Here is a 15,295-nt window from a genome sequence, read left to right as displayed (position 1 = left end):
CACCCCGCGCCATTCCGGGTCCGTAGAGCAGCCACGCACTTCCGACACCGACCTGCGCCATGTGCACCATCCACATTTGCGGCGTCAAAAATTGCACCAGCAGGAAGGGCAGCAAACCAACGCCGACCGCGACAGTGCCGGCAACATTTAACCAGCGAATCCAACTCGGTGTTTTCAGGATCGACGCCGGTCCGCCGGGCATGTCGCGGAGGCGAGCTTCCAATGCCGTGAAGCTCAAAGCTTGCGCCTGGATTTCCATATCGAGTGCCTGTGTCGCGATGATCACACGTGCGGCGCAGTATCGATCTGCGAAGCGCGCGGCTTTGTCACCTCGACCGCGATCGGATAAACCTGCTGGGAAATCGTCGTGAGTAGTGCCTGCGTCGCCTTCTGCTCGCGGACCAGCTCACGCAACAATGGCTTGATACCGAAGATCGCGAACGGCACAAGAATCCACAGAATCGCGAGCAGCCCGACGAACAACATCCACACCAGACCCAACGCAGCAATTCCCGCCCCAAGTTCACTGGTCATCCGTTTCCCCAAGTCAACGCCGGCATGGCGTGTTCCGGTCCGAGTGTAGGGCCTGATTCACGTAGGTCATGGGGCGTCGATTCGCTAGCCCGCGACAAGCGCGATAAGTGAACCTGACCCCGTTACTCGCACTGAATCGAGCGCCCTTGAGCTAAAGCAAGCGCGAACGGGTTGGATTGACCGTCACCCCATTGATACGTCTTTAAGAAGTCTTCCTGCGACAGATCGCCCGCAAGCAGTCGGATCAGATCGCGGGACGAAACACTAACGCTCATGCTGTCAATTCCCTTGCTAATCACGCGGTATCGGCCTTGGCACCGCTTGTCCGACTCCGCTCCAAGACAGAGTCGAGCGGCGTTGTAAGGCGCGAGGCGCGCTTCAGGAAAGTACTTCAAAGCACCTCTAACGAGTTGATCCAGTTCTGCGTGGGGTGATGTGAGCCGCCGCGGATCAACGACCCCTCGTGCACGGAGATCAAAACGCAGCGATCGCGTCGTCTGACCGGTAAAAAATTCGTGCTTTTCGTCTACGCAGATCAGCAGCACCCCGTCGATGCTTGAATGCTTGGTCAGGAAGTGATCAACGATCTGCCGATCAGTAAAGGTGCCGCCCAACGACGACATATTTGCATTGTCCCGAAACACGAAGCCTATTGCGATCCACAGGGAAGGAAGCTGACATCCGCGATCAGATAATACGAACGGTTGAAAACAGCACCATTAATTCGAGACCAATTCCCCGAAATCGCTTAATCCAAGCTCTAGTAGTTTAAAGGGCGCGAGACTCAAGACCCCCCTCCAAACGCCAAGAAATCAGAAAATTTAGATTGAGCCCATCAACCCAAAGCTAACAAATTCTTAAAAAATACCAGACTCAAGATCTTCAATAATCGAGTCGATTGCCGTGTCGACACCCATAGCTTTTCTCCGAGCCTGCTCATACATTTGCTTCATCAAGGAATAAGCGCCCTCGGTTGGCATCGACTCATCCCCAATCTCATCAACCTCCACTCCCAACGAATTTATAATTGAAATCACATACTCTGTACTTCCTCGCTGGAGTCGACTATCGCGATGCAAAATTCGAACTGATGAATTTGAAAAAGAAACCTGAAAGACGCCAGGCCGCTCTGACTCTTCCCACTTAAGCTCTCCACGCTCGGTTCTCTCAGCTAGCATCCTAGTTAATGCAACAAGCTTTTGGCCGCTCATAACTTAACTCCTTGGTGCGCAACAACAACCATCACCGCCTGCATATCATCCATCGCCCTTGTTATTTGCGCGTTTATTCTTGGAACTTGCGACTTAAAATCTTCAACGGTTACCCCTTGATCGATTATTCTTTCGATACCCGCCAAACGGGTAATTAAGCTCTGCATAGACTTTTGAACGTCTGTCTCTGAGAACAGCCTTACTTGTCGCATAGCAGTAAGTGAGTGCCTGAGGGCTTCGTATCGAGCGGGAAGGACTTCCAACGCGGCCGCCCTATGCAAGCTTTTTATTTCACTCAATGCTTTTATTGTCGCGCTCAGATCAAGAACCGCTGCCGACCGAAGGCTTGCATCTCTAGCTGCTTTAGCGGCATTTTCGGCACTAATCGACGCAACGCGAGCACGACGAGCCTCCACTATTGCCAAGACCAAGCCGGCTAACGTGAGCGTGGCACTTACTAGGCTGACAATTTCCATAGCTGTCATGTATTCACCGCGCAGCTAGATTTTACCCGCACTTCGAATACCCACAGTTCAAACACGTCGCACACCCATCCATCAGCACCAGCGCCTTCGTGCTGCACTTGTGGCACATTGTCCCGGACGGCGGAAAGCTCGCGCCGTCGCCGGTGACGGCGATGTCCTCGGGGTGATCGTCGGTACTGCCGCGCGCCTGCGGCGCCGCGCTTACATCAGCGTTTTTTTTTGAGCCTTCCCGTTGCTCGACCTGCTTGCGCTTTTCGGCGATCAGCGCCTTCTGCGCGTCGCTCATCTGCGGGTCGTGCATCATGCCGATGGACTTCAGGTGGTCCTCGACGATCATGCCGAGCTCGGCCACCAGCGACGGCATGTACACGCCACCGGCCTTGAAGTAGCCGCCCTTGGGGTCGAACACGGCGCGCATCTCCTCCACCAGGAAGGTCACGTCGCCGCCCTTGCGGAACACGGCCGACATGATGCGCGTCAGCGCGACGATCCACTGGAAGTGCTCCATGGATTTGGAGTTGATGAAGATCTCGAACGGGCGGCGCTGCTCGTGCTCGGAGCCGGCGTTGAGCACGATGTCATTGATGGTCACGTACATGGCGTGTTCCACCAGCGGGGATTTGATCTTGTAGGTGCTGCCGATCAGTACTTCGGGGCGCTCGATGCGCTCGTGCATATGGATCACGTCGGCCCTGGGCAGCTCGGCCTCGACGGTCGCGCGCGGCACGGACTGGCCTTCGACGGCGGCGTCCTCGGGCTTGACGACGGCGTATCCGGTGATCTTTCGGTCGATCTTGACGGCCATGGCGCCATTCCTGGTGTGCGATGCGATACGGGCGATGGGACGCCGCCGATGCCGCGCCCGCCCCGTCCGGATCCGGACAGGGCGGGCGTCGGTGTCAGGTCGGCGTGCGCGTGCTGCGCGAGGCGGTGTTCCTGGCGGCGCTCTTGCGGGCCGGCGCCTTGCGGGCCGCGGCCTTTTTGGCGGGCGCCTTGCGTGTGGCGGTGGCGGCCTTGCGGGGCGCCGCGGTCTTGCGGGCGGACACGCTGCGCTTTGCGGTAGTGGCTGTCTTCGCGGGCTTCTTCGTGGTCTTCTTCGCGACTTTCTTCGCGACCTTCTTGGCGGCGGACTTCGCGGCGCCGGCACCGGCGGTCCTGGCCGGCGTCTTGCGCGCGGGGGCGCGGCCGCCGGTCGCCGTCTTCGTGGCCTGCTTCCGCGCGACCTTCTTCGCGGTGGCCGTTGTCTTCGCAGCGGTGCGGGTGGCGGCGGTCTTCTTCGCGGCCGCCTTGCGCGGGGCGGCCTTGCTGGTGGCCGTCTTCTTCGTCGCCGTCTTCTTGGCAGGCGCCCGGGTGGCGGACGTCCCGGCGGTGGACGCGGCATCCGCGGCGCCCGCCTTGCCGGCCCCCTTGCGCTTGAGCGCGGCGATCTCGGCCGCGGCCGCGGTCTTGGCCGCGCTCAGACTGTTCTTCGCGGCGGTCACGCGCTTGCTCACCGCCTCGCCGGCCTTGGCGACGGTGTCGCTCGCCGACCGGCTCACCCGGCTGGCACGCGTGCTCACGGCCTGCTCGGCATTGCGTGCGGTGGTGCGGGCCGACGTCACGACGGCGCGTGCGCGCTCGGTGACCGCGGAGACGAGCTCCTTCGCCGCTCCCGCGACGTCGTCGGCGGCACTGCTCAGGGTGTCCGTCACCCCGTTCCCGTTGCTCATGGTGGTGTCCTCGTCAGTGGAAGCGGAGCCCATTGCCCGCGCGCAAAATGTAGCGCGAAGAATGTGCATCGGTGGGAAAGCGCTGCGCGGTTTCGATCACCCCGTGCGAGCGGAAACGGCCGGCCCGCGCGCGCCGGCCACCCGCTCAGAACTTGCCGTAATACCCTTCCTTCAATGCGTCGAACAGGTTGGCGGCGGTGTGCATCTCGCCGTCGTATTCGATCTGCTCGTTGCCCTTCACTTCCACCACCTCGCCGCCTTCCAGCTCGAAGCGGTAGGTGGTGTTGGCCAGGTCCGCTTCCTTCACCAGCACGCCCTGGAAGGCGGCCGGATTGAAGCGGAACGTGGTGCAGCCCTTGAGCCCCTGCCGGTAGGCATAGGTGTAGATGTCCTTGAAGTCCTCGTAGGGGTAATCCGTGGGGACGTTCGCGGTCTTGGAGATCGAGCTGTCCACCCAGCGCTGGGCGGCGGCCTGCACGTCGACGTGCGCCTTGGGGGTGATGTCGTCGGCGGCGATGAAGTAGTCCGGAAGCTTCGCTTCGGCGTCGTCCGAGTACGGCATGGCCTTCGGATTCACCAGTTCGCGGTAGGCCAGCAGCTCGAACGAGAAGACGTCCACCTTTTCCTTGGACTTCTTGCCCTCGCGGATGATATTGCGGCTGTAGTGGTGCGCGAAGGACGGTTCGATGCCGTTGGAGGCGTTGTTGGCCAGACTCAGCGAGATGGTGCCGGTGGGCGCGATGGAGCTGTGGTGGGTGAAGCGTGCGCCGGTCTCGGCGAGCTGGTCCACGAGGTCGGGCGCCACCTCGGCGATCTTCTGCATGTAGCGCGAATACTTGGCGTGCAGCACCTTGCCGGGAATTTCCTGGCCCACCGCCCAGCCGTCGGCGGCCATCTCGGGCCGCTTGCGCAGCATCTCGGCCGTGACGGTGAAACGCTCTTCCATGATCGGCGCCGGGCCTTTCTCCTGGGCGAGGGCGAGGCCCGTCTCCCAGCCGGCCACGGCCATCTCGCGCGCGATGCGCTCGGTGAACTCGCAGCTGTCGGCTTCGCCGTACTTCATGCGCAGCATGGTCACCGTGCTGCCGAGGCCGAGGAAGCCCATGCCGTGGCGGCGCTTGCGCATGATCTCGTCGCGCTGCTGCTGCAGGGGAAGCCCGTTGACCTCGACCACGTTGTCGAGCATGCGGGTGAACACGCGCACGACCTCCTTGTATTCCTCCCAGTCGAACCACGCGCGCTCGGTGAACGGCTCGCGCACGAAGGTGGTGAGGTTGACCGAGCCCAGCAGGCAGGCGCCGTAGGGCGGGAGGGGCTGCTCGCCGCAGGGGTTGGTCGCGCGGATGGTCTCGCACCACCAGTTGTTGTTCATCTCGTTGACCTTGTCGATCAGGATGAATCCCGGCTCGGCGTAGTCGTAGGTGGACACCATGATCATGTCCCACAGGTGTCGTGCGCGGACGGTGCCGTAGACCTTGCAGGCCACCAGGCCGTCGTCGCGGGTGACGTAGCCGGTGCTGTGCGGCCACTCGCGCCAGACCACCTGCCCGGCATCGGCGAGATCCACCTCGTGCGCCTCGGCCTCGGCCAGCGGGAACACCAGCGGCCAGTCGGCGTCGCTGTCGACGGCCTGCATGAACCCGTCGGTGATCAGCAGCGAGAGGTTGAACTGGCGCAGGCGGCCGTCCTCGCGCTTGGCACGGATGAAGTCGCGCACGTCGGGGTGGCTGACGTCGAAGGTGCCCATCTGCGCGCCGCGGCGACCGCCGGCGGAACTGACGGTGAAGCACATCTTGTCGTAGATATCCATGAAGGACATCGGGCCGGAGGTGTAGGCACCGGCGCCGGCGACGAAGGCGCCCTTGGGCCGCAGCGTGGAGAATTCGTAGCCGATGCCGCAGCCCGCCTTGAGCGTGAGCCCGGCCTCGTGGACCTTCTGCAGGATGCCGTCCATCGAGTCGGTGATCGTGCCCGACACGGTGCAGTTGATCGTGCTGGTGGCGGGCTTGTGGTCGAGCGCGCCGGCGTTGGACGTGATGCGGCCGGCCGGGATGGCCCCGCGGCGCAGGGCCCACAGGAAGCGGTCGTACCAGTAGGTGCGCGCCTCGGGGGTGGTCTCGGCCTCGGCCAGCGCACGCGCGACGCGCTGGTAGGTGCCGTCGATGTCGACGTCCACCGCCACACCCTGCTTGGTCTTGAGCCGGTACTTCTTGTCCCAGATGTCGGTCGAGGCCGGTTGCATTGGAATCCTGGGACCGGTCTGCGTTTTCACCGCCTCGAGGCGTACCGTGCTCATGCTGCTTCACTCTCCTTGCAGGTCGCGCAGGCAGGCGCCGGGCGACGGTGTGGATGCGATATCGGGTTCAACGGGTGCCGCACACCGCGTGCGCTTGAAGAGGCGGACGCACCGAGCACGACCCGGCCGGCGAACATGCGGCGGGCATGCGGCATTCCACGCTGGAATCGTGCTGGACCGGTCTAATCAATTCTCCCCTGCGGCGTGCCCGACGCTGTGCGGGAAAGCCCCATCGCTTGGGTCGCTGCTTGCGCGACACCCAAGATGTTGTGGCCGACGCGGGGGCCCACGCTACGCCCGGCGCCGGGGGCTGTCAACGCCGCGCCAGGCCCGCCGGATCGCGCGGCGCGCGCATCGTGGTGAGGCATGCGCGCGCTCCACTGCGGCATCGCGCATCGGCCTGATGTATGAATGCGGACTTCAACGCGGATTCAAGCGCGGACGGCGAGACTTGCCGGCAGCCACGGCCGGATTCACCGTCGTTTGATCCGCGCCGTCCGACCGTGCCTCGTTCCGCTGCGCTGCAGCGGGCCATGACGACAGGGGTTTCCAGATGCGCGCCAAGACCACTCTCCTCGCCCTGACCGCCGCCGCCGCGTTCGGCGGTTTCGCCGCGACCGCGCTGCGCGATGTGGTGCAGCAGCCGGCGGGCGCCGTGCCCCCTGCGGCGACGGTGCCGCTGGCGGCGGCCCTGCCCACGGCCGTCGACGGCCAGGCGCTGCCGTCGCTGGCGCCGATGCTGCGCACGGTGACGCCGTCGGTGGTCTCGGTGCAGACCAAGCAGCGCGTGCGGGTGAGCCCCTTCGGCAACGACCCGTTCTTCCGGCGCATGTTCCCCGAGCTGTCGCAGGAGCGGATCAACGAATCCCTGGGCTCGGGCGTGATCGTCGACGCGCGCCAGGGCTACGTGCTCACCAACCATCATGTGATCGAGGGCGCCGACGACGTGTCGGTGACCCTGGCCGACGGCCGTACGGTCGCCGCGGAGTTCATCGGCTCGGACGTCGACACCGACGTCGCGCTGATGCGCATCCAGGCCGACAACCTCACCGCGATTCCGCTGGCGCAGGACGCCAACCTTCAGGTCGGGGATTTCGTCGTCGCGGTGGGCAACCCCTTCGGCTTCGGACAGACGGTGACCTCGGGCATCGTTTCGGCGGTGGGCCGCAGCAACGTGCCGGGCATCGGCTTCCAGAACTTCATCCAGACCGACGCCTCGATCAATCCGGGCAACTCGGGCGGCGCGCTGGTCAACCTGCGCGGCGAGCTGGTGGGCATCAACACCGCCAGCTTCAACACCCGCGGCAGCATGGCCGGCAACATCGGCCTGGGCTTCGCGATTCCGATCAGCCTGGCCCGCGACATCATGACCCAGCTGGCCACCACGGGCAGCGTGCGCCGCGGGACCCTGGGCGTGGACACGCAGACGGTGGATGCGCGCATCGCCCAGGGCCTGGGCCTCGATGCCGCGCGCGGGGCCGTGGTCACCCGCGTCCACACCGGCTCGCCGGCAGCGGCGGCGGGCCTGCGCCCGGGCGACGTGGTGGTGTCGGCCAATGGTCAGCGCATCGACAACAGCGAGGCGCTGCGCAACTTCCAGGGCCTGCAGACCTTGGACGCGCCGGTGGTGCTCGAGGTGCTGCGCGACGGGCGTACGTTGAAGGTGGAGACGCGCCTGCGCGCGTTGCCGCGGGACGGCGCGAGCTTCGACCCGCGCCTCACCGGCGCCACGCTGGCCGATATCCCCGAAGCGATCCGCAGGCAGAACGCGCGCGCGGCAGGCGTGCTGGTGGAACGGGTCGAGCCGGGCAGCCGGGCCCACCAGGCCGGTCTGCGCGAGAACGACCTGATCGTGGCCGCGAGCAGCGGCGACTTCCGCGACCTCGCCGGTTTCCGCGACGTGCTCGGCTCGCGCCAGGCGGAGCTGGTGCTGCGCATTTCACGCGGTGGACGCATCTACAACGTGATCATGCGTTGACGCCGTTAGTAGACCGGCTCGATGCCACGCCGTCCGGCGCGGCGCGCCAATCCCACAGGAGCAAGCACGATGACCCCCACCTCGACCGATGCGGTGAAGAACAATCTTGGCGAAGCCGGCGCGCGCCTGGCGCAGGCCGCGCGTGACGCGGGCACGGCGGTGAAGAGCGCGGCCAGCGTGGCCGGCGACGAACTCAAGCTGGGCCGCGCGACGGTGAAGTCCGATCTCGCCGACTCCGCGATGGCCGGCCTGGCCGCCGTGGAAGAAGGCCAGGCGGCCGCCAAGGAACAGTACGACGTGCTGATGGACAAGAGCCGCGACCTGATCGACAGCGCGGCGGACCTGATCCGCGAGCGCCCGATCGCGTCGTTCGGCGTCGCCTTCGCGACCGGCTGGATCATCGCCAAGCTCGCGCGCAGCCGGTAAGCGCAGTCGATGACCGAGCGCGTGAACGGGGAAGACCCGCGCGAGGACGAGCCCGCCGGCAGCGCCGGCCGGGCCCCCGGGGAAACGCCCCACCTGGACGAAAGCATCCGCCGCATCCGTGCGGCGGCGACCGAGACGGTCTCGTCCGGCCTCGACAGCGGGCGCGCACTGCGCAAGCTGATTTCCGCCGACTTTGCCCTCGCACGCAGTGCCCTGGGGCGAGGGCTGGCCTGGTCCGCGGTGTCGGTGATCTTCGGCGCGTCGGCCTGGCTGCTGGCCATGGGCGCGGCGATCGCCTTGCTGCAGTCCTGGGGCCTGTCGTGGCTGGCCTCGATCTCGATCACGATGCTGCTCAGCCTGGTGGTCGCCGGACTGGCCGCTTGGCGCGTCTCGGTATTCTTCGATCTCGCCGGCATGCATGCCACCCGTCGCCAGCTCTCCCGCCTGGGTCTGTTCTCCGAGCACGACTCGGACGAGGACGACGCGCTGGCGCCGCCGAAGGCGCCGCCTGCCGGCGGCGGCCTTGCCCCTGCCCCGACCGGAACCCCGCCGCGATGAATTTCGAAGGCATCAAGAGCCGCGTCGATCGCGCCGAGAGCCTGGTCGAAGGCCGGCTGGACCAGACCCGAGACCGCTACCTCGCGCTGGATTCGAGCTGGCGCCAGGCCTGGACGCCGCCGCGCATCGTGATCGCCGGGCTGGTCGCCGGCATGGTTGCCGGCGCCACCCAGCCGCATCGGGCGCTGCGCCGTCTCGGCAAGCTGGGCGGGCCGAAGTCCCTGCAGATGATCAGTGCGGTGGCCGGTCTGATGACCTCGATCCAGGCCACCATCGCCGCCACCATGGCCGAGAAGGCCGCGAGTACGGCCGACGAGGCCGCCGATACCGCGGACGACGCCGCACAAACGGCCGAGGGTGCGGCGCGCACCGCGGCGACCGGCGAGACGCCCCGCCCGCGTGCGCAATCGCAGTCCCAGGCGAGCGTCTCGCCCGCGGTGGCCGGCGCCACCGTGGCCGACGCCACCGCCTCGGAGCCTGCGAGGCCGGCGGTCGATCGTCGTCGCCCCGAACCCACCTACGCCGAGCAGCCCCGCCCCGCGGAAGCGGCGACGGAAATGTCGGAACCCGACCGCTAAGCGCGGGCGCATCGTCCGATGAGCGTGCCGACCACGTCCCCGCCGGAGGAAGGCGTTCCGCTGCCGCAGCCGACGCCCGTGGAACCGCGGCCGCGCGCGTCCACCGCCCTGGTGGTGCTCGCCACGCTGGCCGTCCTGGTCACCTTGTGGGTGGCGCAGGCGGTCTTTCTGACGGTATTGCTGGCAGTGTTCTTCGCCCTGGTGGGCAATCCGCTGCTGCGTGCCCTGCGCCGGCTGTGGGTGCCGCGGTTCCTCGGTGCGCTGCTGGTGCTCTTCGCCGGCCTGACCGCGGCGGGCACGCTGGGCGTGCAGCTCTACGGGCCGGCCAGCGAATGGATGCAGCAGGCGCCCAAGCAGCTGCGCCAGCTCGCCCCGCGCCTGCAGTCGATGACCCAGCCGGTCCAGCAGGCCAGCCAGGCCGCGGAATCCTTCGCCCGCGCGGCGGAGAACCGGCCCAGGCAACGCGTGCAGCTGGTGCAGATCCAGGACAACGCCTCGTGGCGCACGCTGGTGGCCACCCCGATGATGCTCGCCTCGGTGCTGGCGGTGGCCCTGCTGACGTTCTTCTTCATGGTCTACGGCGAGAACCTGCAGCGCAACGCGATCGCGATGCTGCCCACACGCCAGCGCAAGAAGCTCACCGTGGAGATCCTGCATTCGATCGAGCGCGAGATCTCGCGCTACGTGCTCACCATCACCATCATCAACACCCTGCTCGGTGCGACCTTCGCCGGCGTTCTGATGTGGATGGGCATGACCCTGCAGGACGCGCTGCTGTGGGGCACGATCATCGCGCTGCTCAATTTCGCGCCCTATGTCGGCCCGCTGATCGGCCTGCTGATGATGCTGCTGATGGGCGTGGTGAGCTACACCGGCACCTGGCCCAACCCCACTTGGGCGCCCCTGGTGCCGGCGGCGATCTACCTGGTGCTGCAGACCATCGAAGGCCAGCTGATCACCCCGATCGTGCTCGGCCGACGCATGGCGCTCTCGCCCCTGATGCTGGTACTGGCGTTGCTGCTGTTCGGCTGGATGTGGGGCATCGTCGGCCTGCTGCTGGCGGTGCCGCTGCTGGTGTGCGTCAAGCTGGTGCTGCAGCGGGTGGAGGGCTTCGAGGGCTGGGCGCGGCTGCTGGAATGACCGGTCGGGCGTGCGGCATACGCGCACCGGGCGCGGCGGGTGCACTGGCTACAATGCGGGCATGACGTTTCCGATCCGCGCCATCACCCTCGATCTCGACGACACGCTCTGGCCGTTCGCGCCGATCGGCGCGCGCATCGAACGCACGCTCGATGCCTTCCTGCGCGAGCACAGTCCGCAGACGGCGGCGATGTTTCCGGTGGACGCGATGCGCGCGTTGCGCGAGCGGGTGTTCGCCGACAACGCGCACCTGATGCACGACCTCTCCGCGCTGCGCCAGCTCACCATCGAACACGCCCTGCGCGAAAGCGGCGGCGATCCGGCCCTGCTCGATGCCGCCTACGAGGTCTTCTACGCCGAGCGCAACCGCGTGGAGTACTACCCCGACAGCCTGGCGGCGCTGGAACGCATCGCCGCGCGTGTGCCGGTGGCGGCGTTGACCAACGGCAATGCGGATCTCGAGCGCGTCGGCATCGCCCACCTGTTCGCCTTCAGCCTCGGCTCGCGCGAGCACGGCGCGGCCAAACCGCACGCCAGCATCTTCCGCGCGGCCTGCGACCGGCTGGGCTGCGCGCACGGCGACGTGCTGCACGTCGGCGACCACATCGAAATGGACGTTGCGGGCGCGGCACGCGCAGGGCTGCGCAGCTGCTGGATCAACCGCGACGACCGGCGCTGGGAGCATCCCGAGCTCACGCCCGATCTCGAATTCGACACCCTGACCGCGCTCGCCGACTGGCTCGATGCCGTGCCCACCGTCGCCGACGCCCCTGACCGGCCCACGCAATGACCGACACCACGCAGGATCTCTTCGTCACCAGCTCGCGCGATGCGCGCGTGCTCCACGTGCTCGACCGGAACACCGTGTCCGCCTGGCGCGGATCGCAGCCGGACGCGGTGCGTGCGTGGCTCGATGCGCAGAACTTCGACGCCGCGCCCGGTTCGCTGGTGCTGCTGCCGGGCGATGCGGGCGTGGCGGGCGCGGTGATCGGCATCGGCGATCCACGCGACCCCGACAGCTATGCGCACGCCCCCCACGGCCTGCCCGAAGGCGACTGGCGGGTGGAGGGCGACCACGAGGCCGATGCGCTGCAGCTGGGCTGGGGTCTGGGCGCGTACCGCTTCACCCGTTACAAGGCCGCGTCGCGGCGCCCGGCCCGTCTGCTGGTGCAGAGCGCGGACGCGGACGTCATCGGCCTCGTGGCCGCCACCACGCGCGTGCGCGACCTGGTGAACACGCCGACCGAGCACATGGGCCCGGAGCAGATGGAGGACGTGGTGCGCGGGATCGCGGACGATCACGGCGCGCGCTTCGAGAGCATCGTCGGCGATGCCCTGCTGGCGCAGAACTTCCCGGCCATCCATGCGGTGGGTCGCGCCTCCCATCGCGCGCCGCGGTTGCTGCATCTGGAATGGGGATCGACGGCACATCCGCACGTGGCCATCGTCGGCAAGGGCGTGTGTTTCGATACCGGCGGCCTCGACGTCAAGCCGGCCGACGGCATGCGCAACATGAAGAAGGACATGGGCGGCGCCGCGCACGCGATCGCGCTGGCCGAGCTGGTGATGGCGCGGCGCCTGCCGCTGCGCATCACCCTGCTGGTGCCCGCGGTGGAGAACGCGCTCGGCCCGGACGCCTACCGCCCCGGCGACGTCGTCGCCACGCGCAAGGGCATCAGCGTCGAGATCGACAACACCGACGCCGAAGGCCGTGTGGTGCTGTGCGACGCGCTGGCCTATGCCGGTGAACGCTCGCCCGACCTGATCCTCGATTTCGCCACGCTCACCGGCGCGGCGCGCATCGCGCTGGGACCCGATCTGCCGGCGCTCTTCAGCAACGACGACGCGCTGGCCGATGCGTGGATCGCCGGCGGCGAAGCGACCCGCGACCCGGTCTGGCGGATGCCGCTGTGGCGCCCGTACCTGCGTTACCTGACCAGCGGCATCGCCGACATCGCCAATGCCGGCTCACGCATGGCCGGCGCGGTGACCGCCGCGCTGTATCTCGAGCGCTTCGTGCCCGAGCGCACCCCGTGGGCGCACCTCGACACCTACGCGTGGAACGACGCCAGCCGCGCCGGCCATCCGCAGGGCGGCGAAGCCCTCGGCCTGCGCGCGGCCTGGGCGATGCTCAAGGCCCGCGCGAGCTGATCGTCGCCGCCGCGGGTCACGGCGCGCCCGGTCGCGGAAGACTCAGGATCCAGTCACGGACCCCCGCGATCCACGGATCGTCGGCGCGCCGCTGCGGATACACCAGATGGAAGCCCGGCGCCTGGATCACCGGTCCGAAGGGCTGCACCAGGGCGCCGCTGGCGAGTTCGTCTCCGATCAGCGGCAGGCTCATCAGGGCGACGCCCTGCCCCCCGAGCGCGGCCGAGATCACATGCGTCTCGTCCGAGAACACGGGGCCTGCGCCGGTGTCGTGATCGGGCAGGCCTGCGAGCCGATGCCAGGCGGACCAGTCGATGACGCTCGACACCGATCCGGCCGGCGCGAAATGCAGAAGCGTGGCGCCCCGCAGATCGCCGATGCCGCCGATGCCGAGTGCCGGACTGCACACCGGGGCGAAGACGTTGTCGAAGAGCAGGTGCGAGACCAGACCGGGCCAGCGGCCGTCGCCGTAGCGGATCGCCAGATCCGCGCCGCTGCCGTCGAGCGCCACCGGCGCGTGCGACACCTGCAGATGCAGATCGAGCTCGGGGCAGGCGACGCCGAGCAGGTGCATGCGCGGCACCAGCCAGCGCGACGCGACGCCAGGGGTGACGCTGAGCGTGAGCGCGCGCCGGGTCGGCTGGCGCACCTGCGCCACCGCGTCCGCGATACCGTCGAAGGCGCGCGCCAGCGCGCCCTGCAGCGCACGGCCTTCGGCGGTCGGATCGAGCTGGCGCGGCCGGCGCACGAACAGCGCACATCCGAGCTGGTCCTCGAGCTTGCGGATCTGATGGCTGATCGCCGTCGGCGTGACCGACAGTTCGGCGGCGGCCTGCTTGGCACCGCCGAGGCGGGCGGCGGCTTCGAACGCGCGCAGGGCGGACAGGGAGGGCAGGCGTCTGGACATGCAGGTGGGGCTCTACAGATGAATTCGTCTCATCCTCGGGACGAGAAAGCGTCGTTTGTCAGGCCGGACGGCCGGCTCCAGCATGCAGATCACGGCGGTTCGGCTGAGCCGCATTACTTCGGAGCCCCAAGATGACCACACTCCTGCACATCGATGCCAGCGCACGCCCGGGCCTGGCCGGAGCCGCCGCCCACGGCTCGCATTCGCGTGCGCTCAGCGCGCGCTTCGTCGAGCGCTGGCTGCGCGCCGCGCCGGACACCACCGTGCTTCGTCGCGACATCGGCCTTGCGCCACCGGCCCATGTCGACCACGCCTGGATCGCGGCCGCCTTCGCCGCGCCTTCGGACGCGACCGGTGCGATGCGCGCACGGCTGGCGGAAAGCGACCGGCTCATCGACGAGCTGTTCGCGGCCGATGTCGTCGTGATCGGCACCGCCCTCTACAACTTCGGCATGCCGTCGACGCTCAAGGCCTGGGTGGACAACATCATCCGCGTCGGCCGCACGGTGGACATCGACCCGTCGCGGGCCGACCCCTACACGCCCCTGCTCGCCGACCGGCCACGTACCGCGGTGGTGCTGGCCGCGCGCGGCGGCCACGACCAGGATCCCGGCGGCGCCTGCGCGCACATGAATCATCTCGAGGCGCACCTGCGCGTCGCGCTCGACTTCATCGGACTGCGCGACATGCGCAGCATCGCGGTCGAGCATCAGGAAGCCGGAGGCGCACGACTGGCGGCATCGGTCGCGGCCGCCGAGCGCGCCGTCGACGCGCTGGTGGATCGTCTGCAGGCCACCACACCAGCGGCGCGCCGGGCATCGCGAGCCGCCTGAGCACGGCCCGCACGCGTCAGCGCAGCCAGCCCCGCTGCGCGGCGCCGCGTGCGAACAGCCACAACGCCGCCACCACGAGGATCAGCAGGACCGGCAGCACCAGACCCCGGCCACCGGTGAGCGACCAGACCGGGGTCAGCGCGTAACTCGCGAGCATCTGCGCGACGATCGCGAGCAGCGAGGCCTGCAGCATCGGCACCGCCCAGCGCCGCGCGAACAGCAACGCGATTGAGCCGGCCGTACCCGCGATCGTCGCCACACCGAACAGCAGCAGCACCCAGGCCGGCAGTGCCATGTCGATCTGCTGCTGCTCGACCGGCAACGCGGCGCGCTGTTCGGGCGTCATGGCCAGCTGCAGCACGAAGACCAGCAGGCCGAACAGGTTCCAGAGCAACGCGGTCAGCGCGACCACGCGTCCGCCCAACGGCATTCGACTCTGCATCGGTGTCCTCGTTGCGCGCGACATCGGCGCGACAGGGTAGCAGTGGC

Annotated in this window: 18 protein-coding genes; 8 read left to right on the top strand and 10 right to left on the bottom strand. The window is 67.6% G+C overall.

Going from position 1 to position 15,295, the window contains the following annotated elements:
• From H0E82_RS03360 to H0E82_RS03325, 8 genes are all read right to left on the bottom strand, one after another.
• The coding region (locus H0E82_RS03360) for a hypothetical protein (protein ID WP_180543719.1) at window positions 1-286 on the bottom strand (286 nt) is incomplete at its 3' end.
• On the bottom strand, window positions 283-534 hold the full coding sequence (locus tag H0E82_RS03355; protein ID WP_180543717.1) for a hypothetical protein: 252 nt from the start codon (window positions 532-534) through the stop codon (window positions 283-285). The genes H0E82_RS03355 and H0E82_RS03360, both read right to left, overlap by 4 nt.
• Window positions 535-656: 122 nt before the next feature.
• Entirely contained in the window at window positions 657-1,157 is a 501-nt protein-coding gene (locus H0E82_RS03350; protein WP_180543715.1) for a hypothetical protein, read from the bottom strand.
• A gap of 234 nt (window positions 1,158-1,391) precedes the next feature.
• On the bottom strand, window positions 1,392-1,745 hold the full coding sequence (locus H0E82_RS03345; protein ID WP_180543713.1) for a hypothetical protein: 354 nt from the start codon (window positions 1,743-1,745) through the stop codon (window positions 1,392-1,394).
• Window positions 1,742-2,221, bottom strand: coding sequence for a hypothetical protein (locus H0E82_RS03340; RefSeq protein WP_180543711.1), 480 nt, complete (start codon window positions 2,219-2,221; stop codon window positions 1,742-1,744). Before H0E82_RS03340 ends, H0E82_RS03345 begins: the two co-directional genes overlap by 4 nt.
• Window positions 2,222-2,252: 31 nt before the next feature.
• Window positions 2,253-3,035 carry a TSCPD domain-containing protein gene (locus H0E82_RS03335; protein WP_180543709.1) on the bottom strand — a complete coding sequence of 261 codons (783 nt, stop codon included), beginning with the start codon at window positions 3,033-3,035 and terminating at the stop codon, window positions 2,253-2,255.
• A gap of 94 nt (window positions 3,036-3,129) precedes the next feature.
• On the bottom strand, window positions 3,130-3,939 hold the full coding sequence (locus H0E82_RS03330; protein ID WP_180543707.1) for a hypothetical protein: 810 nt from the start codon (window positions 3,937-3,939) through the stop codon (window positions 3,130-3,132).
• Window positions 3,940-4,084: 145 nt separating this feature from the next.
• Window positions 4,085-6,235, bottom strand: coding sequence for an adenosylcobalamin-dependent ribonucleoside-diphosphate reductase (locus tag H0E82_RS03325; protein ID WP_180543705.1), 2,151 nt, complete (start codon window positions 6,233-6,235; stop codon window positions 4,085-4,087).
• Between the two features lie 553 nt (window positions 6,236-6,788).
• On the opposite strand from H0E82_RS03325, the gene H0E82_RS03320 reads away from it, so the two are divergent.
• From H0E82_RS03320 to H0E82_RS03290, 7 genes are all read left to right on the top strand, one after another.
• Window positions 6,789-8,213, top strand: a complete 1,425-nt coding sequence (locus tag H0E82_RS03320) for a Do family serine endopeptidase (protein ID WP_180543703.1) — start codon at window positions 6,789-6,791, stop codon at window positions 8,211-8,213.
• A gap of 69 nt (window positions 8,214-8,282) precedes the next feature.
• Window positions 8,283-8,639, top strand: a complete 357-nt coding sequence (locus H0E82_RS03315; RefSeq protein WP_180543701.1) for a hypothetical protein — start codon at window positions 8,283-8,285, stop codon at window positions 8,637-8,639.
• 9 nt (window positions 8,640-8,648) lie between these two features.
• Window positions 8,649-9,197: a phage holin family protein gene (locus tag H0E82_RS03310; protein WP_235974156.1), complete on the top strand. Its 549-nt coding sequence runs from the start codon at window positions 8,649-8,651 to the stop codon at window positions 9,195-9,197.
• On the top strand, window positions 9,194-9,775 hold the full coding sequence (locus H0E82_RS03305) for a protein sip-5 (protein ID WP_180543699.1): 582 nt from the start codon (window positions 9,194-9,196) through the stop codon (window positions 9,773-9,775). The genes H0E82_RS03310 and H0E82_RS03305 overlap by 4 nt, the downstream gene beginning before the upstream one ends.
• 18 nt (window positions 9,776-9,793) lie before the next feature.
• On the top strand, window positions 9,794-10,915 hold the full coding sequence (locus H0E82_RS03300) for an AI-2E family transporter (RefSeq protein ID WP_180543697.1): 1,122 nt from the start codon (window positions 9,794-9,796) through the stop codon (window positions 10,913-10,915).
• 61 nt (window positions 10,916-10,976) lie between these two features.
• Window positions 10,977-11,705, top strand: a complete 729-nt coding sequence (locus tag H0E82_RS03295) for an HAD family hydrolase (protein ID WP_180543696.1) — start codon at window positions 10,977-10,979, stop codon at window positions 11,703-11,705.
• The gene (locus H0E82_RS03290) at window positions 11,702-13,066 is read left to right on the top strand and encodes a leucyl aminopeptidase family protein (RefSeq protein ID WP_180543694.1); all 1,365 of its coding nucleotides are present in this window, start codon (window positions 11,702-11,704) and stop codon (window positions 13,064-13,066) included. Before H0E82_RS03295 ends, H0E82_RS03290 begins: the two co-directional genes overlap by 4 nt.
• A 16-nt stretch (window positions 13,067-13,082) precedes the next feature.
• Here the strand turns inward: H0E82_RS03290 and H0E82_RS03285 are convergent, their stop codons facing one another.
• Window positions 13,083-13,973, bottom strand: a complete 891-nt coding sequence (locus H0E82_RS03285; protein WP_180543692.1) for a LysR substrate-binding domain-containing protein — start codon at window positions 13,971-13,973, stop codon at window positions 13,083-13,085.
• Window positions 13,974-14,104: 131 nt separating this feature from the next.
• Here H0E82_RS03285 and H0E82_RS03280 point away from each other — a divergent pair, with 131 nt between their 5' ends.
• Window positions 14,105-14,806: an FMN-dependent NADH-azoreductase gene (locus H0E82_RS03280; RefSeq protein WP_180543690.1), complete on the top strand. Its 702-nt coding sequence runs from the start codon at window positions 14,105-14,107 to the stop codon at window positions 14,804-14,806.
• Between the two features lie 16 nt (window positions 14,807-14,822).
• Here H0E82_RS03280 and H0E82_RS03275 read toward each other — a convergent pair whose 3' ends face one another.
• Window positions 14,823-15,248, bottom strand: coding sequence for a hypothetical protein (locus H0E82_RS03275; protein ID WP_180543688.1), 426 nt, complete (start codon window positions 15,246-15,248; stop codon window positions 14,823-14,825).
• Window positions 15,249-15,295: the final 47 nt, after the last annotated feature.

It is taken from the genome of Luteimonas deserti (assembly GCF_013425765.1).
GTDB classification, from domain to species: Bacteria; Pseudomonadota; Gammaproteobacteria; order Xanthomonadales; family Xanthomonadaceae; genus Luteimonas; species Luteimonas deserti.
This window is presented reverse-complemented; position numbering and strand designations above follow the sequence as displayed.

Coding starts and splice junctions, on each gene's coding strand:
- H0E82_RS03355 (WP_180543717.1), bottom strand. CDS start 534: ATGACCAGTGAACTTGGGGCGGGAATTGCTGCGTTGGGTCTGGTGTGG.
- H0E82_RS03350 (WP_180543715.1), bottom strand. CDS start 1,157: ATGTCGTCGTTGGGCGGCACCTTTACTGATCGGCAGATCGTTGATCAC.
- H0E82_RS03345 (WP_180543713.1), bottom strand. CDS start 1,745: ATGAGCGGCCAAAAGCTTGTTGCATTAACTAGGATGCTAGCTGAGAGA.
- H0E82_RS03340 (WP_180543711.1), bottom strand. CDS start 2,221: ATGGAAATTGTCAGCCTAGTAAGTGCCACGCTCACGTTAGCCGGCTTG.
- H0E82_RS03335 (WP_180543709.1), bottom strand. CDS start 3,035: ATGGCCGTCAAGATCGACCGAAAGATCACCGGATACGCCGTCGTCAAG.
- H0E82_RS03330 (WP_180543707.1), bottom strand. CDS start 3,939: ATGAGCAACGGGAACGGGGTGACGGACACCCTGAGCAGTGCCGCCGAC.
- H0E82_RS03325 (WP_180543705.1), bottom strand. CDS start 6,235: ATGAGCACGGTACGCCTCGAGGCGGTGAAAACGCAGACCGGTCCCAGG.
- H0E82_RS03320 (WP_180543703.1), top strand. CDS start 6,789: ATGCGCGCCAAGACCACTCTCCTCGCCCTGACCGCCGCCGCCGCGTTC.
- H0E82_RS03315 (WP_180543701.1), top strand. CDS start 8,283: ATGACCCCCACCTCGACCGATGCGGTGAAGAACAATCTTGGCGAAGCC.
- H0E82_RS03310 (WP_235974156.1), top strand. CDS start 8,649: ATGACCGAGCGCGTGAACGGGGAAGACCCGCGCGAGGACGAGCCCGCC.
- H0E82_RS03305 (WP_180543699.1), top strand. CDS start 9,194: ATGAATTTCGAAGGCATCAAGAGCCGCGTCGATCGCGCCGAGAGCCTG.
- H0E82_RS03300 (WP_180543697.1), top strand. CDS start 9,794: ATGAGCGTGCCGACCACGTCCCCGCCGGAGGAAGGCGTTCCGCTGCCG.
- H0E82_RS03295 (WP_180543696.1), top strand. CDS start 10,977: ATGACGTTTCCGATCCGCGCCATCACCCTCGATCTCGACGACACGCTC.
- H0E82_RS03290 (WP_180543694.1), top strand. CDS start 11,702: ATGACCGACACCACGCAGGATCTCTTCGTCACCAGCTCGCGCGATGCG.
- H0E82_RS03285 (WP_180543692.1), bottom strand. CDS start 13,973: ATGTCCAGACGCCTGCCCTCCCTGTCCGCCCTGCGCGCGTTCGAAGCC.
- H0E82_RS03280 (WP_180543690.1), top strand. CDS start 14,105: ATGACCACACTCCTGCACATCGATGCCAGCGCACGCCCGGGCCTGGCC.
- H0E82_RS03275 (WP_180543688.1), bottom strand. CDS start 15,248: ATGCAGAGTCGAATGCCGTTGGGCGGACGCGTGGTCGCGCTGACCGCG.